This is a genomic window from Aequorivita marina, from assembly GCF_031631895.2.
Classification (GTDB): Bacteria; Bacteroidota; Bacteroidia; order Flavobacteriales; family Flavobacteriaceae; genus Aequorivita; species Aequorivita marina.
In genome coordinates, this window is sequence record NZ_JAVMBW020000019.1 from 25,719 (window position 1) to 48,436 (window position 22,718).

The 22,718-nt window shown below is 36.7% G+C and carries 17 protein-coding genes and 1 tRNA gene; 12 read left to right on the forward strand and 6 right to left on the reverse strand.

The features are described from left to right. Window positions 1–14 precede the first annotated feature (14 nt). A complete protein-coding gene (rnr, locus tag QPK98_RS14940) occupies window positions 15–2,243 on the forward strand; it encodes a ribonuclease R (RefSeq protein WP_310994269.1) in 2,229 nt (742 codons plus the stop codon). 188 nt (window positions 2,244–2,431) lie between these two features. Here the strand turns inward: rnr and QPK98_RS14945 are convergent, their stop codons facing one another. Beyond that, a complete protein-coding gene (locus tag QPK98_RS14945; protein ID WP_310994270.1) occupies window positions 2,432–3,385 on the reverse strand; it encodes a Fic family protein in 954 nt (317 codons plus the stop codon). Between the two features lie 235 nt (window positions 3,386–3,620). Here QPK98_RS14945 and QPK98_RS14950 point away from each other — a divergent pair, with 235 nt between their 5' ends. Next, the gene (locus tag QPK98_RS14950; protein WP_310994271.1) at window positions 3,621–4,334 is read left to right on the forward strand and encodes a LysE family translocator; all 714 of its coding nucleotides are present in this window, start codon (window positions 3,621–3,623) and stop codon (window positions 4,332–4,334) included. Window positions 4,335–4,520: 186 nt separating this feature from the next. Here the strand turns inward: QPK98_RS14950 and QPK98_RS14955 are convergent. Both QPK98_RS14955 and folB read right to left on the reverse strand, forming a co-directional pair. After that, window positions 4,521–4,591, reverse strand: a tRNA-Cys gene (locus QPK98_RS14955). 293 nt (window positions 4,592–4,884) lie between these two features. Continuing rightward, a complete protein-coding gene (folB, locus tag QPK98_RS14960; protein ID WP_310994272.1) occupies window positions 4,885–5,241 on the reverse strand; it encodes a dihydroneopterin aldolase in 357 nt (118 codons plus the stop codon). Between the two features lie 106 nt (window positions 5,242–5,347). Here folB and QPK98_RS14965 point away from each other — a divergent pair, with 106 nt between their 5' ends. The 4 genes from QPK98_RS14965 to QPK98_RS14980 all read left to right on the forward strand — a co-directional run bounded on the left by QPK98_RS14965 (window position 5,348) and on the right by QPK98_RS14980 (window position 8,263). Beyond that, entirely contained in the window at window positions 5,348–7,024 is a 1,677-nt protein-coding gene (locus QPK98_RS14965) for a glutamine--tRNA ligase/YqeY domain fusion protein (RefSeq protein ID WP_310994273.1), read from the forward strand. Between the two features lie 167 nt (window positions 7,025–7,191). Continuing rightward, on the forward strand, window positions 7,192–7,569 hold the full coding sequence (locus tag QPK98_RS14970; protein ID WP_310994274.1) for a YtxH domain-containing protein: 378 nt from the start codon (window positions 7,192–7,194) through the stop codon (window positions 7,567–7,569). A 1-nt stretch (window position 7,570) separates the two neighbouring features. Beyond that, a complete protein-coding gene (locus QPK98_RS14975; protein ID WP_310994275.1) occupies window positions 7,571–7,984 on the forward strand; it encodes a phage holin family protein in 414 nt (137 codons plus the stop codon). A 36-nt stretch (window positions 7,985–8,020) separates the two neighbouring features. Continuing rightward, window positions 8,021–8,263 (forward strand): DUF6327 family protein, encoded by a 243-nt coding sequence (locus QPK98_RS14980; RefSeq protein ID WP_310994276.1) that lies wholly within the window; start codon window positions 8,021–8,023, stop codon window positions 8,261–8,263. Window positions 8,264–8,327: 64 nt separating this feature from the next. Here the strand turns inward: QPK98_RS14980 and QPK98_RS14985 are convergent, their stop codons facing one another. Then, on the reverse strand, window positions 8,328–9,320 hold the full coding sequence (locus QPK98_RS14985) for an SPFH domain-containing protein (protein WP_310994277.1): 993 nt from the start codon (window positions 9,318–9,320) through the stop codon (window positions 8,328–8,330). 490 nt (window positions 9,321–9,810) lie between these two features. Then, window positions 9,811–11,325 (reverse strand): glutamate--tRNA ligase, encoded by a 1,515-nt coding sequence (gene gltX, locus QPK98_RS14990; RefSeq protein WP_310994278.1) that lies wholly within the window; start codon window positions 11,323–11,325, stop codon window positions 9,811–9,813. A gap of 273 nt (window positions 11,326–11,598) precedes the next feature. On the opposite strand from gltX, the gene QPK98_RS14995 reads away from it, so the two are divergent. The 4 genes from QPK98_RS14995 (at window position 11,599) to QPK98_RS15010 (ending at window position 18,319) form a co-directional block, all read left to right on the forward strand. Beyond that, on the forward strand, window positions 11,599–15,033 hold the full coding sequence (locus QPK98_RS14995; protein ID WP_310994279.1) for a DUF4175 family protein: 3,435 nt from the start codon (window positions 11,599–11,601) through the stop codon (window positions 15,031–15,033). Beyond that, the gene (gene ybeY / locus QPK98_RS15000; RefSeq protein WP_310994280.1) at window positions 15,026–15,442 is read left to right on the forward strand and encodes an rRNA maturation RNase YbeY; all 417 of its coding nucleotides are present in this window, start codon (window positions 15,026–15,028) and stop codon (window positions 15,440–15,442) included. The genes QPK98_RS14995 and ybeY overlap by 8 nt, the downstream gene beginning before the upstream one ends. A 106-nt stretch (window positions 15,443–15,548) precedes the next feature. Further along, entirely contained in the window at window positions 15,549–17,420 is a 1,872-nt protein-coding gene (gene mnmG, locus QPK98_RS15005) for a tRNA uridine-5-carboxymethylaminomethyl(34) synthesis enzyme MnmG (protein WP_310994281.1), read from the forward strand. Between the two features lie 53 nt (window positions 17,421–17,473). Next, the gene (locus QPK98_RS15010; protein ID WP_310994282.1) at window positions 17,474–18,319 is read left to right on the forward strand and encodes a class I SAM-dependent methyltransferase; all 846 of its coding nucleotides are present in this window, start codon (window positions 17,474–17,476) and stop codon (window positions 18,317–18,319) included. A gap of 144 nt (window positions 18,320–18,463) precedes the next feature. Here the strand turns inward: QPK98_RS15010 and QPK98_RS15015 are convergent, their stop codons facing one another. Next, window positions 18,464–19,618, reverse strand: coding sequence for a DNA polymerase III subunit (locus tag QPK98_RS15015; RefSeq protein ID WP_310994283.1), 1,155 nt, complete (start codon window positions 19,616–19,618; stop codon window positions 18,464–18,466). A gap of 154 nt (window positions 19,619–19,772) precedes the next feature. Here QPK98_RS15015 and QPK98_RS15020 point away from each other — a divergent pair, with 154 nt between their 5' ends. After that, window positions 19,773–20,957 carry a phosphoglycerate kinase gene (locus QPK98_RS15020; protein ID WP_310994284.1) on the forward strand — a complete coding sequence of 395 codons (1,185 nt, stop codon included), beginning with the start codon at window positions 19,773–19,775 and terminating at the stop codon, window positions 20,955–20,957. Window positions 20,958–21,153: 196 nt separating this feature from the next. Next, window positions 21,154–22,704, forward strand: a complete 1,551-nt coding sequence (locus QPK98_RS15025; RefSeq protein ID WP_310994285.1) for a LysM peptidoglycan-binding domain-containing protein — start codon at window positions 21,154–21,156, stop codon at window positions 22,702–22,704. Window positions 22,705–22,718: the final 14 nt, after the last annotated feature.

The following is a 22,718-nucleotide window of genomic DNA, read 5'->3' on the forward strand; positions in this document are numbered from 1 at the left end:
TTACAAAATAAACTATGCCAAAAAACAAAAAGAAAAGAAAAAAGAACAATAAAATTCAAAATCTTTCCCAAACCATACTTAATCTTCTTCGGAAAGACCATTCAAAATCTTTTAACTACAAACAAATTGCTGCAAAACTTCAATTGGACGATACGAGCAGCCGAAATCAAATAATAAAAAAGCTAAAAAAACTCAAGGATAAAGGTAAAATCCAAGAGATAGACCGTGGTAAATATATACTTACGCCTTCTAAAAATTACTATACCGGAAAGGTTGATATAGCAGGCCGTGGCCAAGGTTATATAATTGTTGACGATTTAGAGGACGACATCTATGTAAAGAGTAAAAATTTAAACAAAGCCTTAAATGGCGATATTGTTGAAGTTTATGTTTTTAAGCGCAAAAAGGGCGGTCAGTCTGAAGGTGAAATCACCAAAATTATAGAACGTAAACGTACCGAATTTGTGGGTACTATAGACGTTCAAGATAATTTTGCATTTGTAGATATTACCGATTATAAAATGTACACCGATATTTTTGTACCGAAAAACAAAATTAACGGTGCTAAAAACGGAGAAAAAGTTCTAGTCTCTATGGAAGATTGGCCAGAAAAGGCTGATTCTCCATTTGGGCGGGTATTAAAAGTCTTGGGAATGCCAGGAGAGCACAATACCGAAATCCATTCCATACTTGCACAATACGGGCTACCGTATGAGTTTCCTAATGAAGTTGAGGCGTATGCAAACAATATTGATACTTCAATAAAAGCTTCCGAAATAAAGAAACGTCGCGATATGCGGGACGTGCTTACTTTTACAATAGACCCTAAAGATGCGAAAGACTTTGACGATGCACTTTCCTTTCAACAATTGGAAAATGGCAATGTAGAAATAGGAATTCATATTGCTGATGTTTCGCATTACGTAACTCCGGGAAATGAACTTGATGATGAGGCCTATGAGCGTGCAACGTCAGTTTATTTAGTGGATAGAGTGGTGCCAATGCTACCTGAAATTTTATCTAATAATGCCTGTTCGCTTCGACCAAATGAAGAAAAATATACGTTTTCTGCAGTGTTTGAAATGGATCAAAAAGGAAAAGTGATTAAACAATGGTTTGGTAAAACCGTTACGCTAAGTGATGCACGTTTTGCATACGAAGAAGCCCAGCATATTCTAGAGACCAATTTTAATACAAAAGAGGAATCTTTAAATCTTGAAATTCCGAAGAAAATCTCTATTACCGATAAAAAATACTCGGTAAAACCTGAAGTTGCAGCGGCAATATTAAAAATGGATGCTATTGCAAAGAAATTACGAACGAAACGAATGCGAGCTGGAGCAATTTCCTTTGATAAAGTGGAAGTAAAATTTATTCTGGACGAGGATAATAATCCGGAAGGCGTATATTTTAAGGAAAGTAAGGACGCCAATAAGTTGATTGAAGAATTTATGCTTTTGGCGAATAGAAAAGTAGCTGAATTTATTGGTAAACAGGATCCAAAAAAGACTTTTGTCTATCGGGTTCACGACGAACCAGACGATGAAAAAATTGCAGCGCTAGAAAATATAATCAAACGTTTTGGATATAAATTAAATACCAAAGACCGTAAATCTACTGCAACTTCAATGAACAAACTTTTAAAGGATGTTCAGGGTAAAAAGGAACAAAATTTAATAGATACCCTGGCTATCCGCAGTATGAGCAAGGCTATGTACACCACGCAAAATATTGGTCATTACGGACTTTCATTTGATTATTATACGCACTTTACTTCGCCAATTAGAAGGTATCCTGATATAATGGTCCACCGGCTATTACAACATTATTTAGAGCAAGGAAAATCTGCCAAGGTAGCGGAATATGAAGAAAAATGTGGTCATAGTAGCGATATGGAAAGTTTAGCTACCAATGCCGAACGGGACAGTATAAAATATATGCAGGTTAAATTTATGCAGGACCATCAAGATGAGGAGTTTTTGGGTGTAATTTCTGGAGTTACCGAATGGGGAATTTATATAGAGATTATATCAAACAAATGTGAAGGAATGGTTCGTTTACAAGATCTAAGAGACGATCATTATGTGTTTGACAGAGATGAATTTGCTGTTATCGGCCAACGTTCACAGAACACTTATCAGCTTGGCGATGAAGTTTACGTAAAGGTGAAAAACGCCGATTTAGTAAAGAAACACTTAGATTTTACCATGCTTGGCCATAAGGATGAAGTAAAGTCTAAATAATAGGTATATCAGCTTTTATTACAAACGTATTTGTCTATGATCAGTTACGTTTTTCAAGCACTCATCTTGGCAAATGAAAACCGAACCTGCCTACTGGCACGAAGGTAGAAAATTTGCAAGTCCAGAATATTTTTAGGATTCGTAAGTAGATGACAACTAGGATTAATTTTAAAGGGTATTTTACCCAATTATTTTAATCGATAAATCGTCTTATTCTTTTCTCCTATTTTTTCAAATAGATTTAATTCGGTACCTTTTTTTAAATCTCTACTTGCAGTTGCAGAAGAAATGTCTTTAAATACATTCATATAATCCTTTCGCGTAAATTCAGTTTTATTTAAGGAAACATAATAATCTAATCTATCTTTTTCATTTAATGTTCTATTATTGAAATTTAGTAACTCACTTATTGAAATATCAATTATACCTAGCATATATTCAATAAATTTTGTTGATTTTCCTGATTTATCACTTTCTGCCAAAGCTTGATAATAGTTGCCTTGGTCATTACTTATTAAAGTCTCAAAAGGTAAAAACTCAAATATGGGATATTTTTCTATTAAAATAAGTGTTTGCCACAATCTTCCCATTCTTCCGTTTCCATCCAAAAATGGATGTATAAACTCCATTTCATAATGAAAAACACAACTCTTAATAAGTTGAATTTCATCTGAATTTTGTAAATATTTAAAGAGGTCTTTCATTAAGTGAGAAACATTCCCATATGGTGGTGCTAAATGCTCGACTTTTGAACCCTTAATAATTCCAACGCTTTGATTTCTATATTTTCCAGGGTTTTCAATCAGACCTTCCATTAAATTATGATGTGCTTTCAAAAATGATTTTTCGTTAGAAGGATTGTATTTTTCTAAATTTCCATAAATATTAATCGCATTTAAAACCTCAATTACATCTTTTTTTGGACCGATAACTTTTTTGTTTTCCAACAGTGCTGTCACTTGTTCTTCGGTAAGTGCATTTCCTTCTATTTTCAAGGAAGAATGAATAGTTTTAATTCTATTCTGTTTCCTCAATTTAGGTGAAGGCTTGTTTAATAAATTTGCATTTACTTCTCCTATTTTCTCTGAGATTGAAGTTATTAATTTTAAAATTCCTGATGTTATTTCGTAAGGTGGATTCATTCGTGATACTATCATTTGATACTATCAAATATACAGTCAAATAAGTGAAATTATCGTTTAAAACTAAATTTTTTACTTGGGTACAACAATTAAGGTATATCCATTCTGAAATGAAAGGAAGACTTACAAGGTTTTGATTTTGGGTTACAACCTAATTGGGCTAAAACCTATTTATTTTTATAATCCCAGACACTGAAAGCTATTATCTTTAAAAACTTCGTACTTTTACCTAACTATGTTTGATGGTTTAATCTACGCAGCTTTCTACGGTTTTTTACTGGCATTTGCCGTTGGTCCGGTGTTTTTTACACTCATTGAAACCGCTATTACCAAGGGAATTAAAGCAGCAATATTTTTTGATATTGGGGCAATAGTTGCTGATATTGTCTTTATTCTAATCGCTTTTTTTAGCACCAATAGAATTCTTGAACAAGTAAAACACGATCCAGGATTGCTAATTTTTGGCGGTGTTATTCTTGTGGCATACGGTATCATTTCGTACATCCGAACCAATAAATCTGTTTTTAAAATTGTTAGGGAGCACTACGCTGTAAAAGTTAAAAAGAATTTAGGAGGCCTGTTTTTAAAGGGTTTTCTCTTAAACTTTGTAAACTTTGGCGTATTAGCAGGATGGATAGGTGTATTAATTATGGCTAATGCTTTAACTACTTCAGAAAATGGAGTACTTTTATTTATAACTACCGTCTTGGCCACTTTTTTTGCTACCGATCTTTTAAAAATGCTTCTGGCAAAAAAACTAAAGAATAAAATGACGCCTCGGTTTATCTTTAAAACTAAAAAATGGGTGAGTATTTTAATATTGGCTTTTGGCGTACTTTTATTGATTCAGGGAATTTTTCCAAAAGGAGTAGAGGCCGGTCTTGAACGTATTCCTGGCAAACAACAATCTGTTGAAAGACCAATTCCGCCGTTAGAAGATCCACAATAGTTTTCGTTTTAGCCTTTCTTTCAAAATAGCTCCTCTCACGTGCACCCAGGAATTCAGAGGCATTGGATGGTATCTTAGATATTTGTTTCGCTATTCTGGTTGGGTTTGAAAAGGGCGATACAATCGCGAACCAGCGGAGTATTTTAACAAAAAAACTGCAACCTTTTGGATTGCAGTTTTTGGTTGAGGCATCGAGCGGACTCGAACCGCTGTAGCAGCTTTTGCAGAGCTGAGCCTAGCCACTCGGCCACGATGCCCTATTTACAGGCTTGCAAAGGTAAAAAAAATTAACTAGAAAAGCATAATTATACATTAAATTACAGTAGTGTCCGATTAAAAGAGTGAGAAAATTTGTTGAGTCAAAGATAATAGGCAATTAGAATATTTTTATTTAATGACAGCATGCTATTATACTTAGCATCAAAATTTATCAATTAATAAGTATGTTTAATCAATTTTATCTAGTTTTCAATCTATTAAAAAGCAAGTCTTACGTCTTATGTCTTCCAGCGCAGCGGTCTTATATCTTAGTCGGACACGACTGATTAAATTACCTTTTTCCATTCATGGTTACGCTTACTTCAGCTACATCGCCGCCAATAGGCGGATTTTTTTTAGCTACCGAAACTTGTATTTCAGCTACCATTTCGGCTTGTTCTAAGACAGAATCTATAATTCGTTTTGCTACATGTTCCAGTAATTTAGCGCGTACGGCCATCTCTTGCCTAACAATTTTTTGCAGCAATACATAATCTACGGTATCGGCAAGCTCATCGGTTTTTGAAGCCTTACTCAAGTTAGCTTTCACCTTTAAATTCACTAAATAATCAGAACCTATCTGTCCTTCTTCTCTCAAACACCCGTGAAAGGCATAAATCTTAATATTCTTTAATCGAATTGTACCCATGTAATTAGTTTCCGCAAAGATACTTTTTTATGTTATTTAGTTACCTTTGTAGCTCTTAAATGATCCAGTTCATTTAAAAAATTCACATTATTTAAACTACGCCTATATGAGCAATGATGCACCGCTTAACTTTATTGAACACATAATTGAAGACGATCTTAAAGACGGGTATAAAAAAGAAGAATTGTGTTTTCGGTTTCCGCCAGAACCCAATGGTTACCTTCATTTAGGGCATGCCTCGTCCATATGTTTAAATTTTGGTTTAGGCGAAAAATATAATGCCCCAGTTTTTCTTCGTTTTGACGATACAAATCCCGCCAAGGAAGAGCAGGAATTTGTTGATGCTATAAAACGCGATATTACCTGGTTGGGCTATGAGTGGGAAGACGAACGGTATGCTTCAGATTATTTTCAGGAATTATATAACTGGGCCGTTGAAATGATTAAAGACGGAAAAGCCTATGTTGATTCGCAGTCTTCAGAAGAAATAGCAGAACAAAAAGGAACGCCGAATACCCCCGGAAAACCGAGTCCGTATAGAAATCGTTCTATTGAAGAAAATTTGGATTTGTTTGAAAAAATGAAATTAGGCAAAACCAAGGAGGGCGAACATGTGCTACGTGCTAAAATTGATATGGAATCTACCAACATGTTAATGCGCGATCCGGTAATGTATAGAACCATTAATAAAGCGCATCACCGTACGGGCACAGATTGGAAAATATTCCCCATGTACGATTGGACTCATGGCGAGAGTGATTATATAGAGCAAGTGTCTCATTCTTTCTGTACACTTGAATTTTTACCGCATAGAGAGCTTTACGATTGGTTTTTAGACCAAGTGGTAGATCCTGATAAATTACGCCCTAAACAACGCGAATTTGCCCGTAGAAACCTAAGTCATACTATCGTGAGTAAAAGAAAATTAGCACAATTAGTTGCCGCTGGGGTGGTAGATGGTTGGGACGACCCGCGAATGCCTACAATATCTGGCCTTCGCCGAAGAGGATACACACCAGAATCTATTAAAAACTTTGTAGATAGCATTGGCGTTGGTAAACGTGATAATATTATTGACGTTTCACATTTAGAGTTTAATGTTCGGGAAGATTTAAACAAAAAGGCCCCTAGAATCATGGTCGTTCTGGATCCGGTAAAATTGATAATTGACAATTATCCCGAAGGAAAAACCGAAATGCTGGAGGCCGAAAACAACCAGGAAGACGAAAGTGCAGGAAGCAGAGAGGTTCCATTTTCAAGAGAACTACTTATTGAAAGAAATGATTTTAAGGAATCGGCGAACAGAAAATTCTTTAGATTGACTATTGGAAAGGAAGTTCGTCTTAAAAACGGATATATTATTAAGGGTGAAAGTGTTGTAAAGGATGCCGATGGTAACATTACGGAAATTCATTGTACGTATGATCCAGATAGTAAAAGTGGAAGTGGTTCTGAAGCCTCCTTACGCAAGGTAAAAGGAACGCTGCATTGGGTTTCTAAAGCTGAAGCCCTTCCTGTTGAAGTAAGGCTATACGACCGTTTGTTTACGGAAGCTTCACCAGATGGCCATAAAGACAAGGATTTTATGGAATTTATAAATCCAGAATCTTTGAATACGATTACGGGTTATGCCGAACCTAGTGTGAAGAGTACTAAACCAGGAGATAAATTCCAATTTCAGCGGTTGGGATATTTCGTTGTAGATTATGATGCAACGCCTGATAATATAATATTTAACAGAACGGTTCCCTTACGCGATTCTTGGGGAAAATTAGATTCATAATTAACATTTCAATAAAATTATATATCTTTTTTTAAGATAAAATCACTAAAATTTTGGTTTTTTAGGATAAGTTTATATATTGAAAATTAACTATTAACCGGTTATTAACAGAGCTAAAAACTATACTTGCATATCTTTGGATTTATTAACCAATAAAAAATAATACAATGGCATCAAACACAGGACAAACACTATTAGCTTTATTAACTGGAGCGGCAATTGGAGCAGGAATTGGAATTTTATACGCACCTGATAAAGGTTCTGAAACGCGAGAAAAATTGAACAAGGAAAGCAAAAAAGCTAAGAAAAAATTAAACAAACAAATTAAAAAAACAAGTAGTAACCTAAACGAAAAAGCTGAAAAGGCACGCTATAGTTTTGAACAAAAATTGAATGATACTTTATCTTCAGCAAGTTATAAAGCCGATGATATTTTAGTGGCTATGGAAGACAAATTGGAGTCGCTACGTAAACAAAATGCGAAACTTCACAGAGAAGCCGAAATTGACAAAACGAAAGCAACCGCCAAAAAGGTAACTTCGTAATATGTTTAAAAACCTAACAGATAGCCTGCAACAAATAGTAGATAGATTTGAAGATTATGGTATAAGTACAGCCGAATATTACAGGCTTCGCTTGTTTAAATCTGCCATGAAAGGATCTATATCCTTGGTAAACCTTTTGGTCTTTGGAAGTCTCTCTTTGTTTGTTATGCTCTTTTTATCTGTTGGTGCTGCCTTTTGGCTAGGTACATATTTTGAGCACAGCTACGTTGGGTTCTTTCTTGTAGGTGCCTTCTATGGTATCCTCTTAATTTTTATGTATGTTTTCGGTAAGAAACTGATAGAGCGAGGTATGTTACGCAAATTCTCAAAATTTTTGTTTGATGAGGATGATGACGAACCTAAAGACGTTGCAGAAAAAGAGGTTGAGGAATTTAGAAAAGTGATTAAAAAGTAAGTATAACCACCTCGTAAATATTGAAATTAATACATTATGAAACAATACAGTTCATTTGATGAGATAGATCGAGATTTAAAATACCTACGTTTAAAATCGCAAATTAACCTTGAAGAAATGAAACTTGGGGTTACAAGAAGCAAAGAAACTATGAACGAAACCTTTTCTCCTATGAATTTGATTGCGAATACGGTAGGAGCAATTGTGAAAAAAGCTTTTGTTTTAAAGGTAGTAGATAAGATTATAGGTATTAAAACAGTAAAAAATGAGAAGTATTAACAGTTGAAATTCTATCTGTTTACCAATATAGAAAGGCCGCTAAAATTTTTAGCGGCCTTTTGTATTAATAATTTAAATCGTCACCTTCTTCTTCACGGGGCGGAGCTTCGCGTTTAGGCTTTTTCTTTGGGAGAATACCTTTGGCTAAATTTTGTTTCTTCATTTCTTCCCCAATCTGATTGCTTGCAACAAATGAAGCAATCATATCGTTAAGCATATTACTTCCCGCCTGTGGTGAATTTGGCAACAGGATAAGGTTAGTATTGGTTTCCTCGCCAATAGATTGAAGGGTGTCATAATGCTGAGTAACCACAATAAGGGCAGATGCTTCCTGCGAGTTGATGCCTACATTGTTTAGCACATCAACACTTTCTTCAAGCCCACGTGCAATTTCACGACGTTGGTCTGCAATACCTTGACCTTGTAAACGTTTGCTTTCCGCTTCGGCACGAGCCTTAGCAACAATTTTTATACGTTCGGCTTCTGCTTCATATTCAGCGGCTACTTTTTCTCTTTCCGAGGCATTAATACGGTTCATTGCGGCTTTTACCTGTACATCTGGATCAATATCGGTAACCAAGGTTTTAATAATATCATAGCCGTATTCGCTCATTGCTTCGTTTAATTCTGCTTTAACGGCAATGGCAATATCATCTTTTCGTTCAAAAACGTCGTCTAATTTCATTTTTGGTACTTCGGCACGTACAACGTCAAAAACGTATGATGTAATTTGATCGTGCGGATTTTGTAGCTTATAAAAAGCGTCATAAACCTTTAATGCAAGCACTTGAAACTGCACCGAAATTTTTAAGCGAACAAAAACGTCATCTTTGGTCTTTGTTTCAACAATAACGTCTAATTGCTGAATCTTTAAATTAACTCTTCCCGCAATTCTGTCAATCAAAGGAATTTTTAGCTGTAATCCAGAATTTCTTATACTTAAAAATCTTCCGAAACGCTCTACAATGGCCGCTGTTTGTTGTTTTACCGTAAAAAAACTTGCCAGTAGAATAAAAATACCAACTACCAACACGGGTATTAAAAGAAATCCTCCCATAACTATTATAAATTTTATAAGGGTTTAAGATACGAAAATAAACCTATTTCTGTACGGTAAATTAAACTGCAATTGATAAGGTTTAATCGCTAGACCAAGACCTAAAAGAAATGTTCTATTTTCAATCCTGTCCTAAATATTTAACCTGTTCATTTTTTCCATTGATGAAAAAACGAACCAAAAAAATCTAGACTTACGAAATTTTCTCTAAATTTTTTGTTCGTCCCCTAAATTTTAGGAACTCGCCTTTAAGTCCAGTACTCTGATGACTATCTTTGTTGGCTCAAACAGCNAAACAGCCTAAAATTTTACGGGAACTTCACTTCAAATTTTACGATAAATTTTCGATAGGCCAAAAAACAGGAATTCTCAATTACAGCCCCCTAAGCTTCATATTATCTCTAAAGCCCCATTAAACAAGGGCTTTCAATGGTTACCTTATGAACGTTTAGGACGCTATTGTTCTATTTTGTATATTTATGCGTAGGGCTTAGTCCATAAATTGGATTGCCTTTTTTATGCGGGATAGGCTTTCATTTTTTCCTAAAATTGAAATTATTTCGAATACATCTGGGCCCTTCATTTCGCCAACTAAGGCCAAACGCAGCGGCATCATTACTTTTCCAAAGCCAATATTTTCCGAAGTAATCCATCCTTTTACCTGCTGAGAAAGGTTTTTTGATGAAAAATCTTCCGAATTATCTAAAATCTCAAGAACCTGTTGCAGTAACTGAGGAGTAGCTTCTTTAAAAGCCTTTTTTGAAGCTTTTGCGTCATAGGTTTCAGGGGCTTGAAAGAAGAAGCTGCCTTGGTCCCAAAGATCGCTTACAAAGCTTGCGCGCTCCTTTAACAGCGTGGCAATTTGGGTTAGATCTAAATTTCCCGTGGAAATATTCTTGGCCTGAAGAAGTTGCTCAAATTTATGAGTCAATTTTTCATCGCTAAGCTCTTGTAAGTATTGATGCTGAAACCATTTTGTTTTGTCTGGATCAAATTTTGCTCCTGCTTTGTGAACGCGTTCCAATTCAAAAGTGGCAATAAGCTCCTCTAAACTAAATATTTCTTGTTCGGTACCCGGATTCCAGCCTAAGAACGCCAACATGTTGACTACGGCTTCGGGTAAATAGCCATCTTCGCGATAGCCTGAAAATAGATCGCCATCGGCAGTTTTCCATTGTAACGGAAATACTGGGAAACCCATTTTATCACCATCGCGTTTGCTTAATTTTCCGTTACCAGTAGGCTTTAAAATTAAGGGTAGGTGTGCAAATTCTGGTGCTGTCCATCCAAAAGCACGATACAGTAAAACGTGAAGTGCCAAGGACGGAAGCCATTCCTCACCACGGATAACATGAGTAATTTTCATTAAATGGTCGTCCACAATATTCGCCAGGTGATAGGTTGGCATACCATCGCTTTTAAACAAGACTTTATCGTCTAGAACGTTGGTTTCTACCTGCATTTCACCTCGGATTATGTCATTTAAATGAAGTGTTTCATCTTCAGGAGATTTAAAACGAATAACATATTCTTCGCCAGCATCAATTTTTTGTTGTGCTTCTTCCGCAGAAAGAGTTAATGAATTATTTAGCTTTAATCGGTTGTGCCAGTTGTAGATAAAGGTTTTTCCCTTTGCTTCGTGATCGTTTCGGTGTGCTTCAAGTTCTTCGGCAGTGTCAAAAGCGTAGTATGCATTACCAGATTCAATCAAGGCATCGGCGTAGGCACTATAAACATCTTTACGTTCGCTTTGGCGGTACGGACCGCAGTCAGCTTCTTTCCCTGGACCTTCATCATAGGGAATATTTAACCACTCTAATGCTTCCACAATATATTTTTCGGCACCTTCAACATATCTATTTTGGTCTGTATCTTCAATGCGTAAAAGAAAATCGCCATCGTGTTTCTTGGCGAATAAATAATTGAATAGGGCGGTACGAACACCACCTATATGTAAAGGCCCTGTTGGACTTGGAGCAAAACGCACCCGAACTTTTTGTGACATATATTCCTGTTTTTTAATTCTGCTCGGCGATACTGCTGAGATTTATTATGTTTTTTGAAGCTGCAAAGGTACAATTATGTTGTCTTATTTTAAAGTCTATGCCCTGTCTAGTATTTCAATAAATTGGTGTGTTATTTGCAACGTGGCAGGAACAAAATATTATTGTATTTTAGGAGTTTTGAATATTGTATCCTACAAGCTTTTCAATACCTTGTGGGTATCTAGTTAATTAAACAAACTGGTGGGAGAAAATGCCTGCCTTTACAGGAGTTTATGAGCAGTTATAACATCATCCAGCGAAAACTGGAGGAATTTATCAAGAAATATTACACCAATGAGTTAATAAAAGGAAGTATTCTTTTTTTGGCTATCGGGTTGCTTTATCTGTTGGTTACGCTGCTTGTTGAATATTTTTTATGGCTAAACCCTTTGGGAAGAAGACTGCTATTTTGGGCTTTTATACTGGTAGAGCTTGGACTATTTTTTCGGTTTATTGCCTTTCCGTTGGCCAGGTTATTTAAACTTCAAAAAGGGATTAACCACGAAGAAGCTTCAAGAATAATTGGAAACCATTTTCCGCAGGTAAACGACAAATTACTCAACCTAATTCAATTGAATCACAACCAGCGAGAAGGTGAGTTGCTTGCGGCAAGTATTGAACAAAAAGCTGATGAGTTACAGCCAATTCCTTTTAAAAGTGCAGTTAATTTTAAAACCAATGCCAAGTACGTTAAATATTTTGCCATTCCAGTTTTCATCTATATCGTCTTTAGCGTTTTGGGTGGCACCGATATTTTTTCCAGCAGCTATCAACGCGTAGTGCATTATGATATGGCTTTTGAACCGCCTGCACCCTTTACTTTTGTGGTGCTAAATAAGGATCTTAACGCATTAGAACAGAAGCCTTTTACGTTAAATGTTCGCGCCGATGGAAACCTTATTCCGGAAAATGCCAGTATCAATTATAATGGGGAATCTTATTATATGCAGCAAACTGCCCCGGGGACTTTTCAATACACATTTCAACAGCCTTCGGAAACCATTGATTTTAATTTAACCGCCAACAAGGTTACTTCTAGACCTTACACTTTAGATATTGTCAAAACACCTTCGCTGTTAAATTTTGAAATGATATTGGATTATCCTTCGTACACCGGAAAAAACGATGAAACCTTAAAAAGTACCGGTAATGCTACTATTCCTGAAGGAACGCGCGTAAAGTGGAAAGTTGCCACTAAAAATACCGATGCCGTGAGCTTAAAGGCTGCCGATACCAGTTTTTCCTTTACCCAAAATGGCGATGTCTTTAACTTACAAAAGGGAATTTATAGCAAATTGGACTATACCATTACTACATCTAATAAGAAGTTGAAGGATTATGAAAACCTCTCCTTTGCCTTGAATGTTGTGAAAGATCAATACCCCGAAATTAGCGTTCAATCAAAACGGGATTCAACAAGCAGTCAGCGCGTTTTCTTTTTAGGTCAGATTTCTGATGATTATGGACTCACAAAACTGCGTTTGGTCTATTTTCCCGAAGGTGAAGAGAAAGAGGCTGTAACTGAGAATTTACCTGTGAATAAAACCAATTTTGATCAGTTTACCTACACATTTCCAGGCGCCCTAGTTTTAGAAGAGGGTATTTCCTATGAGTATTATTTTGAAGTATTTGACAATGACGCTATCCACAATTATAAATCCACAAAGTCTGGAACTTATTCCTTCAGAAAGTTAACAAAAGACGAATTGGAGAACGAGCAACTTCAGAAGCAACAAAACGCTATAAAAGGATTGGATAAATCCTTGGATAAATTGAAAGATGCAAAAGTAAATTTAGAAGAACTTTCAAGATTGCAGAAAGAAAAAAAGGATTTAAACTACAACGATAAAAAGAAACTCAAAAACTTTATTAAGCGGCAACAGCAGCAGGAAGAAATGATGAAGAACTTCTCAAAAGAAATGAAAGAGGAGTTAGAGAACTTTCAACCCGAAAAAAAGGAAAATGATCCGTTTAAGGAACAGTTGGAAAAACGGCTTGACGAAAATGAAGAACGGCTCAAAGAAAATGAAAAGCTATTGGAGGAGCTTGAGAAGCTTCAAGATAAAATTCAGAAAGAAGAATTAACCGAAAAGCTTGAAAAACTTTCCAAACAGAATACAAATCAAGAGAAAAATCTGGAGCAGCTTTTGGAGCTTACCAAAAGATATTATGTAGAGAAAAAGGCCGAAAAGTTGGCTGAGGAATTAACCAAGTTAGGGGAGGAGCAAGAAGAACTTTCAGAGAAATCTGAAGAAGAAAACACCGTTGAAGCCCAAGAGGAACTCAATAAAAAATTTGAGGAACTCAAAAAGCAAATGGACGATTTGCAAAAGGAAAACGAGGGTCTAAAAAAACCTATGGATATACCAAATGATGAAGCCACCGAGCAAGAAATTGACGAGGAGCAACAAAATGCAACGGAAAAACTTGAAGAAAGCAAACCAAGCGAAGCTGGTAAAAGCCAAAAAAAAGCTGGTGAAAAAATGAAGCAAATGGGGAAGCAAATGCAGGAAGAAATGCAAAGTGGCGGTATGGAATCTATGGAGGAAGATGCTAAAATGCTCCGTCAAATAGTAAAGAACCTTATTGTTTTCTCCTTTAATCAGGAAGCGTTGATGGAGTCTTTTAAAGCTATGGAATATGGAAATCCAATATTTGGTAAGAAACTGACTATCCAAAATGATCTTAAAAACAACTTTGAACATATAGACGACAGTATTTTTGAATTGTCGCTAAGACAACCTTTAATTGGTGAGAAAATCAATAATACGCTCACCGAAATGTCTTATAATATTAATAAATCCTTAGACCGTTTGGCACAGAATAGAAAGCAACAAAGTGTTGGTAATCAGAGATATACTGTAAAAGGCGCTAATGATTTAGCTGTATTGCTCAGCGAAATATTGAACAACATGCAGATGCAAATGCAAATGGCGATGGGCTCTGGTTCTGGAAAGGGACAACCCGCGCCAGGCCAAGGTGGTGGCGGAGGATTTCAATTGCCAGATATTATTCAAAAGCAAGAAAGCCTGAGTGAACAAATGAAAGATGGTATGGATAAGGGTGAAAAAGGCAAACAAGGTGAAGAGGGCAAGGAAGGCCAAAAAGGAGATGGGCAACAAGGCGAGGGCAAAGGGAAAGGCGATGGCAAAGGTGAAGGTGATGGCGATGGTGAAGGAAGTGGCGATAACGGCAAGAGCGGTAAGAATGGCGGTAAAGAAAGTGAGAACTCAAAATCACAAGGTAATAGTGAGGAGATGAGTGGAGAACTTTTCGAAATTTATAAACAACAACAACAATTAAGGAAAGAACTTGAAGACCGACTTCGAAAGGCGGGGTATAAAGGAAATACGGATGGTATTTTGCGGAAAATGGAAGGCATTGAACAACAATTGTTAGAGAAAGGTTTTAATCAAGGTACGCTTCAAGAAATGCTTAATTTGAACTATGAGTTGCTCAAATTAGATAAGGCTACTTTTGAGCAAGGACAGGAAGAAAAACGAGAGGCTCAAACCAATAAAAAGGAATATAGAAATACGCTTTTAAATTCTCCTGAGGATATTAAAAAATATTTTAACACTACCGAAATTTTAAATAGGGAGGCCTTACCTTTGCGCCAAGATTATAAAAATAAGGTACAAGACTATTTTAAGCAGAAAAATGATTGATTTTAATTTTGAAACCGATTTTCAATTAGAAAACCAAACTCGTTTGAGTGCCTGGATTACAAATATTGTCACTCGTGAGGGTTTTGAGCTTGGCGATTTGCTTTATGTGTTTTGTGATGATGACTATCTGCATAAACTGAATGTTGAATTTTTGAATCACGACACGCTAACTGACATTCTCAGTTTCGATTATAAGGTAGGGAAACAAATTAACGGTGAAATCTTTATTTCTGTGGAACGTGTTGCTGAGAATGCCCAAGATTTCAACACCAGTTTTAATGACGAGTTGCACCGCGTTATGATTCATGGAATCCTTCATTTTTGCGGTTATAAAGACAAAACTGAAGAAGAGGAAGCTTCTATGCGTTATATAGAAGATGAAGCTTTGAAATTACTTGCAAGTTCCTAGTAGTGAATTGGATTAGAAATTTGCATGTAATATATTTATTGTACTTTTGCACCCCGAAAAAATAGAAAAAGAATAAATGTTCCACGTGGAACAATGAAGATGTTTTATGTTTCCAAATGAATTTGATGTAATTGTTGTTGGAGCCGGACATGCCGGTTCAGAGGCAGCTGCCGCGGCGGCCAATATGGGCTCTAAAACGCTATTGGTAACCATGAACCTACAAACCATAGCGCAGATGAGTTGCAATCCAGCTATGGGTGGTATCGCTAAGGGTCAGATTGTGCGCGAAATTGATGCTATGGGTGGTTATAGTGGGATTGTTTCTGATAAGACTGCTATACAGTTTAAGATGCTTAACAAATCTAAAGGTCCTGCAATGTGGAGTCCCAGAGTGCAGAGTGATAGAATGCGATTTGCCGAAACTTGGCGATTGATGCTTGAGCAAACTCCGAATTTAGAATTCTATCAAGAAATGATTTCTGGTATTATTGTAGAAAACGGTGCTGTTAAAGGTGTTAGAACTTCTCTTGGTTTAGAGATTCGTGCAAAGAGTGTTGTGCTTACCAATGGAACTTTTCTTAACGGATTAATTCATATTGGTGAAAAACAGTTAGGAGGAGGTAGAGCTGGTGAAAAAGCATCTGTTGGAATTACCAAAGATTTGATTGATTTAGGCTTTGAAGCCGGAAGAATGAAAACCGGAACGCCACCAAGAGTTGATGGGCGATCTTTAGATTTTTCTAAAATGATAGAACAACCTGGAGACGAAGTTCCTGAAAAGTTTTCTTTTTCAGACCAAACGATGCCTTTGACCAATCAACGGTCTTGCCATATGAGCCATACCAGTTTAGAGGTTCATAATATTTTACGTGAAGGCTTTGACAGATCCCCAATGTTTAACGGCTCCATACAGAGTACTGGCCCTAGATATTGCCCTTCTATTGAAGATAAGATTAACCGTTTTGTTGATAAAGACAGGCATCAATTGTTTGTTGAACCCGAAGGTTGGGATACTGTGGAATACTACGTTAATGGTTTTTCTACTTCCTTGCCTGAAGATATTCAGTTTAAGGCCTTAAAGCAGGTGGCTGGGTTTGAAAATGTTCGTTTTTTCCGTCCGGGGTACGCTATTGAGTATGATTATTTTCCGCCAACTCAGTTAAAACATACCTTAGAAACCAAATTGGTCTCTGGACTTTATTTTGCAGGACAGATTAATGGAACTACCGGCTATGAAGAAGCTGCATCGCAAGGTTTGATGGCTGGGATAAATGCGCACTTAAAAGTTTATGAAAAAGATCCGTTTACCTTACAACGGAATGAAGCTTATATTGGGGTTTTAGTTGACGATCTTATTACAAAGGGAACTGAGGAACCGTATAGAATGTTTACCTCGCGTGCGGAATATAGAACTTTGCTAAGGCAGGATAATGCAGATTTTCGCCTTACTCCTAAATCACATGCTATAGGTTTGGCGGGTGACGATCGGATGCGGAAAATGGAGGATAAGCAAGAAAAATCTAAAGCCTTTGTTCAGTTTTTTAAAGATACCAGCGTAAAGCCAGAAGAAATTAACCCAATTTTTGAAGCGAAAAATTCTGCTTTGGTTCAGCAAAGTGATAAAATGTTTAAGTTCTTTTCACGACCAGAAGTAACAATGGACGATATAAGGGAAATTGATTCTGTGAAGAATTTTATTTCGGATAACAATTTAGATTCCGAAATGATAGAGCAGGCCGAAATTCAAGTGAAGTATTCTGGATATATCGCTAAGGAAAAAAACAATGCAGATAAATTGAACCGATTGGAAGGGCTAAAGATTCCCGCATCGTTTGATTATTCAAAATTGAAATCACTTTCTTATGAAGCACGGGAAAAATTGACTAAAATTAAACCGGCAACTGTATCACAGGCTTCAAGAATTAGCGGTGTTTCCCCAAATGATGTTTCTGTACTACTCGTGTATATGGGGCGTTAAGTTCATTGTTTCACGTGGAACACTCCCAAATCCAATTTCATAAATAACCTTCTTTGAGCCAGCAAACAAAACCATATTTAAAGACAAAAGACTATCTGGTGTCTGGTGAATCATTCAACTTGGTGTATGATGCCGAATTTGATATGCTAAAAACTTCGCCACAGCCTAAGCCAGAAAACCTCGCCAAATATTACGAAAGCCAAGAGTACATTTCGCATACCGATGAAAAACGCGGTTTGTTTTCCAGCCTATATCAACTCGTAAAGAAATGGTCGCTCCAGAAAAAAACAAAACTAATTTATAAGCAGAATTCGGGAGTAGGGACTTTGTTGGATGTTGGCGCCGGCACAGGCGAATTTTTAAAAGTTGCAAAAGATAAAGGTTGGCAGGTTTATGGAATGGAACCAAATGAAAACGCCAGTAAGCTTGCTTCAGAAAAAGGAATTGAATTAGAGTCTAAGCTAGATTATTTTCAGGGACAACAATTTGATGTGATTAGTCTGTGGCATGTTTTAGAACATATTCCTAATTTGGACGAAACCATTTCTAAATTATCAGATTTAGTAAAGCCAAATGGAAGTCTTATAATTGCAGTACCAAACTTTAAAAGCTACGACGCAAAATACTATAATGAATTTTGGGCCGCCTTTGATGTTCCAAGACACCTTTGGCATTTTTCAAAAGACACGATGCAACATTTGTTTGCAGATCATTTTGTTTTGGAAGAAACAAAACCAATGATTTTTGATTCCTTTTATGTAAGTCTGCTTTCCGAAAAATATAAAACAGGTAGAAAATTTTCATTAAAAGCTTTTTGGATCGGTCTAAAGTCGAATATCAGTGCAAAGCGCTCAAAACAGTATTCCTCACACATTTATTGCTTTCGAAAAACCAAATAGGCTATTTAAAGCGTTTTTAAGCTGGTTTTGTGCCAAACAATAGCTTTCACCATAAGATTTTGTTGATTACACTGTAAAATAACCTTAAAACGCATCAAAATCAATAGGTAGAATCTATCTATCTCTATTGTTGATAAAAATAACTTATGCTAGTTCTTTTTTGTGAATAAGTCGTGTCAATTTTATGGAGAGGTCTGTAAATATGATTTTGGCATTTCCGTTTCGCTCAATGTGGTACGAAGCATCTTCTAGGGCTTTGTTAATTTCAAAAATGTTGTTTTGATGAACAAAAGGTGCAAATTTGGCAAGTGAGAAAGTTTCATCCTTGGCTTCAAAAAACAATAACGCATCTGCTTTATAATTTTTAAGTAAGGATTGCCGAAACACTTCAATACAATAATTCAGGAATTTTTTCTGGGTCTCCCTACCTTTTCCAGCAAGTGCATCGCTCCATTCCAACAAGTTATTTATTGCCCCTTTGTTTCCTTTTGCCCTAAATGCAGTACGCACCCAACTAATAAACCATTCTTCAAAAATTTCATCCTGCCCAGTTTCTTGTAGTAGTTGAAGCGCGGTATTAAAATTACCACGGGCCCTTCGTGCTGTTTTTAAAGCAAGATGCTGCTCTGTTTTTTGGTTTTCTATTAAATGCTTTGCAATATCAGATTCTGATAGTAAAGGAAAATCCAGTTTTTGGCAACGTGAACGAATGGTAGTTATAATCTGCTGTTCGTTTTCACTTAAAAGTAAAAGCACGGTTTTATCAGCGGGCTCCTCAACCAACTTTAAAATTTTATTGGCACATTCGGTATTCATGTTTTCCGCCATCCAAATTATCATAACTTTATAACCGCCTTCAAACGATTTTAAGGCCAGCTTTTTAGAGATGTTTTCGGCTTCATACTTGCTAATATTCCCTTGCTTTTTCTCAATGCCAAGACTTTGTAACCATTCAAAAAGGGAAGCGTAGGGATTGTTGCGTACAAAATCGCGCCATGCTTCAGTGTAATTGTCTGAAATTGGATGCTTTTTAACGCTATCACTGGTATTTACGGGGTAAACAAAATGTAGATCGGGATGACTTAGTTTCGCAACCTTATTTTTACAGGTAATGTACTCCGGGCTTTGTTTTTCATATTGATTGCACAAAAGCGCCGAAGCATATGCAATTGCAGTGGGTAACAGCCCACTTCCATTAACGCCGGAAAATAACTGAGCATGCGGAATACGGCCATTTTCAATGGTCTTTGATAAATGCGATTTTATATGTTTTTGACCAATAACTTCTGAGAAATCCATGCGCAAATCTAAGCAATTTTGGCCGTATCTTTTCACTGTTGCTATTTTCAGATTTCCACAAATTCTATTGTTTATGTGATATAATTTGAGTTGCTCTGTGAATTACTACTTAAAAAGGGCAAAACAACTATATTTGCAATCAAAATTTACAGATATGAAAACAGTTAACGATATAAGTTTTAAAGGAAAAAGAGCTCTTATCCGGGTAGATTTCAACGTTCCCTTGAATGATGAATTTAAGGTAACCGATGCAACACGTCTTGAAGCGGCAAAACCAACCATCCTTAAAATCTTGGAAGACGGCGGCAGCTGTATATTAATGTCGCATCTAGGAAGACCAAAAGCTAAAGAGCCCGAATTTTCCTTACAACATATTGTAAGTGCCGTATCTAATACCATTGGCGTGAAGCCAAAATTTGTTGCAGACTGCGTGGGCCAGGAAGTTGAAGCCGCGGTTTCTGACCTAAAATCTGGAGAAATTCTTTTACTGGAAAACCTTCGTTACCATCCCGAAGAGACTAAGGGCGATCGTGATTTTGCTGAAAAACTTTCAAAATTGGGCGATGTTTACGTCAATGATGCCTTTGGAACTGCGCATCGCGCTCATGCTTCAACTGCTATTATTGCCGATTTTTTTCCAGACAATAAATATTTTGGGCTATTGCTCGCTTCCGAAGTTGAAAATGTAGGGAAGGTACTGGAATCGAACGAAAAACCGGTAACAGCAATCATTGGAGGTGCAAAGGTTTCGTCAAAAATTACGATTATTGAAAATATTCTCGATAAAATCGATCACTTAATTATCGGTGGTGGCATGGCCTTTACCTTTATAAAAGCGCAAGGTGGAAAAGTTGGTAGCTCCTTGGTAGAAGACGATAAGCAAGATTTAGCCCTTGAGATTTTGGCCGAGGCGAAAGCTAAAAATGTTCAGGTACATTTGCCAGTTGATGCTGTAATTGCAGACGACTTTTCTGATACTGCAAACACCAAGATTGAAGCTGTAAATACCATTCCAGACGGTTGGATGGGCTTGGATGTAGGGCCAAAAACCAATGAAATTTTCCAAGATGTGATCTTAGCGTCAAAAACGATTTTATGGAATGGCCCAGTTGGGGTTTTTGAAATGGATAGCTTTGCTGAGGGTACCCAAATCTTGGGGAAAAATATTGCTAAAGCTACCCATAATGGTGCTTTTTCCTTAGTTGGCGGTGGAGATTCGGTTGCTGCTGTTCATAAATTTAAGCTCAATGATAAAGTGAGTTATGTTTCAACCGGTGGCGGTGCAATGTTGGAAATGCTTGAAGGCAAAACACTTCCCGGTATTGAAGCACTTTTGTAAAAACCTTAATAATCCCTATATTTAGGTACTTGAAGGAATATTTTTTCAATATTTTTACGTATTATTATTTTTGACATAACTTTTTAATCAAAAAAGCGTTACAGACGTTGAGAAACTTATTTGTAAAGCTTAAAACAGGATTTTTCAATTGGTAAGGTTTAACTTGCCAAGTCCTTTAAACGATAAATTATTGCTGATGAAATTTAATAAAATTCTACCACTTTTGCTGTTGCTGGTCTTTGGCGTAAGTATGAGCCAAAATAAAAAGCAGGGTAAAAACTTGGACACAAAAAAAATTCAAGTTGCAGACTCCATAAAAGTGACATCCATTTCTTCAGAATTACCTTCAACAGTTGTCGCCACTAATCTAAAGGATAGTATCGTTTATAACCTTCAGGATATGGCTTTGGCTAGAGAAAAGGATAGCCTTTGGTTAAATGAAGTATATAAATCTGATTTGTTTGACGATGTTTATAACAGTATCGTCAATCAAGATTATGAGCCGGTAGAATATGCTGAACTTCCCACCGAAGTTTTAAAACAGCGCTTAAAAGAGCTCAATGCCCGCACGCCTTTTAATGTGGAATATAACCCATCTTTAGAAAGTGTTATAAAACAATACTTAAAAAACCGAAGAAGATCCTTGACGCGCTTGATGGGGTTAAGCGAATATTACTTTCCGCTTTTTGAGCAGGAACTCGATAAGCACAACCTGCCGTTAGAGCTAAAATATTTGGCCATTGTGGAATCTGCACTTAATCCTACAGCTAAGTCTAGGGTTGGCGCTACAGGGCTTTGGCAGTTTATGTACCCCACGGGAAAAATGTTTGGGTTAGATGTAAACTCGTATGTAGATGAACGCTCAGATCCAATTTTAGCTACCGAAGCGGCTTGTAAATACTTACACAGCCTAAACAACAGCTTTAACGATTGGGATCTAGCGCTTGCCGCTTACAATTCAGGGCCAGGGAACGTGTCTAAAGCGATACGTCGTTCGGGTGGAAAAACCAATTATTGGAACCTTCGCAACTATCTTCCACGTGAAACCGCTGGTTATGTGCCTGCATTTTTGGCCACCATGTATATTTTTGAATATGCCGAAGAACACGGTTTTGAGAAACAAGCTTCCAGAATTCCGTTTGTTGCTACCGATACCATTCGGGTAAAAAAACAAATTACTTTAGACCAAGTTGCAAAACTGACCAATTTGGATAGGGAAGAACTGGAATTTTTAAATCCCGCCTATAAATTAGGGGTAATCCCGGTGGTAAAAGATGAAAACTATGTATTACGCCTTCCGCTAACGGTTGTGGGCACGTTTGTTAATAACGAAGATGCCATTTATGCCTTTGCTACGGAAGAATTAGAAGATGAACTTGAAGCGGTAGAAGCAAAACCCGAAAAAATACGGTATCGCGTTAGAAGAGGAGATTACTTAGGGAAAATTGCCGAAAGATATGGGGTTGGAGTGAGCCAAATTAGAAACTGGAACAACATGCGAAGCAATTCCTTACGTATTGGTCAAAACCTTATTATCTTTCCTAAAAAGACCCCTCAGAACATTGCAAGTAATGCTGCTTCAAGGAGTAATACCTCAGAAAAAACCTATACGGTGCGCAATGGAGATTCATTATGGAGTATTTCCCGAAAATTTCCTGGCGTTTCAATTCAAAATATCCAAAAATGGAACGATATTAGTGGTACTAAACTAAAGCCCGGAACTAAACTTAAAATTCACAAAGGATAGTTCCCTCTAAACAT

Coding starts and splice junctions, on each gene's coding strand:
- QPK98_RS14945 (WP_310994270.1), bottom strand. CDS start 3,385: ATGAATCCACCTTACGAAATAACATCAGGAATTTTAAAATTAATAACT.
- mnmG (WP_310994281.1), top strand. CDS start 15,549: ATGTTTCCAAATGAATTTGATGTAATTGTTGTTGGAGCCGGACATGCC.
- QPK98_RS14995 (WP_310994279.1), top strand. CDS start 11,599: ATGAGCAGTTATAACATCATCCAGCGAAAACTGGAGGAATTTATCAAG.
- QPK98_RS14985 (WP_310994277.1), bottom strand. CDS start 9,320: ATGGGAGGATTTCTTTTAATACCCGTGTTGGTAGTTGGTATTTTTATT.
- QPK98_RS14980 (WP_310994276.1), top strand. CDS start 8,021: ATGAAACAATACAGTTCATTTGATGAGATAGATCGAGATTTAAAATAC.
- QPK98_RS14950 (WP_310994271.1), top strand. CDS start 3,621: ATGTTTGATGGTTTAATCTACGCAGCTTTCTACGGTTTTTTACTGGCA.
- QPK98_RS14975 (WP_310994275.1), top strand. CDS start 7,571: ATGTTTAAAAACCTAACAGATAGCCTGCAACAAATAGTAGATAGATTT.
- QPK98_RS15020 (WP_310994284.1), top strand. CDS start 19,773: ATGAAAACAGTTAACGATATAAGTTTTAAAGGAAAAAGAGCTCTTATC.
- QPK98_RS14970 (WP_310994274.1), top strand. CDS start 7,192: ATGGCATCAAACACAGGACAAACACTATTAGCTTTATTAACTGGAGCG.
- ybeY (WP_310994280.1), top strand. CDS start 15,026: ATGATTGATTTTAATTTTGAAACCGATTTTCAATTAGAAAACCAAACT.
- gltX (WP_310994278.1), bottom strand. CDS start 11,325: ATGTCACAAAAAGTTCGGGTGCGTTTTGCTCCAAGTCCAACAGGGCCT.
- rnr (WP_310994269.1), top strand. CDS start 15: ATGCCAAAAAACAAAAAGAAAAGAAAAAAGAACAATAAAATTCAAAAT.
- QPK98_RS15025 (WP_310994285.1), top strand. CDS start 21,154: ATGAAATTTAATAAAATTCTACCACTTTTGCTGTTGCTGGTCTTTGGC.
- QPK98_RS15015 (WP_310994283.1), bottom strand. CDS start 19,618: ATGGATTTCTCAGAAGTTATTGGTCAAAAACATATAAAATCGCATTTA.
- QPK98_RS14965 (WP_310994273.1), top strand. CDS start 5,348: ATGAGCAATGATGCACCGCTTAACTTTATTGAACACATAATTGAAGAC.
- folB (WP_310994272.1), bottom strand. CDS start 5,241: ATGGGTACAATTCGATTAAAGAATATTAAGATTTATGCCTTTCACGGG.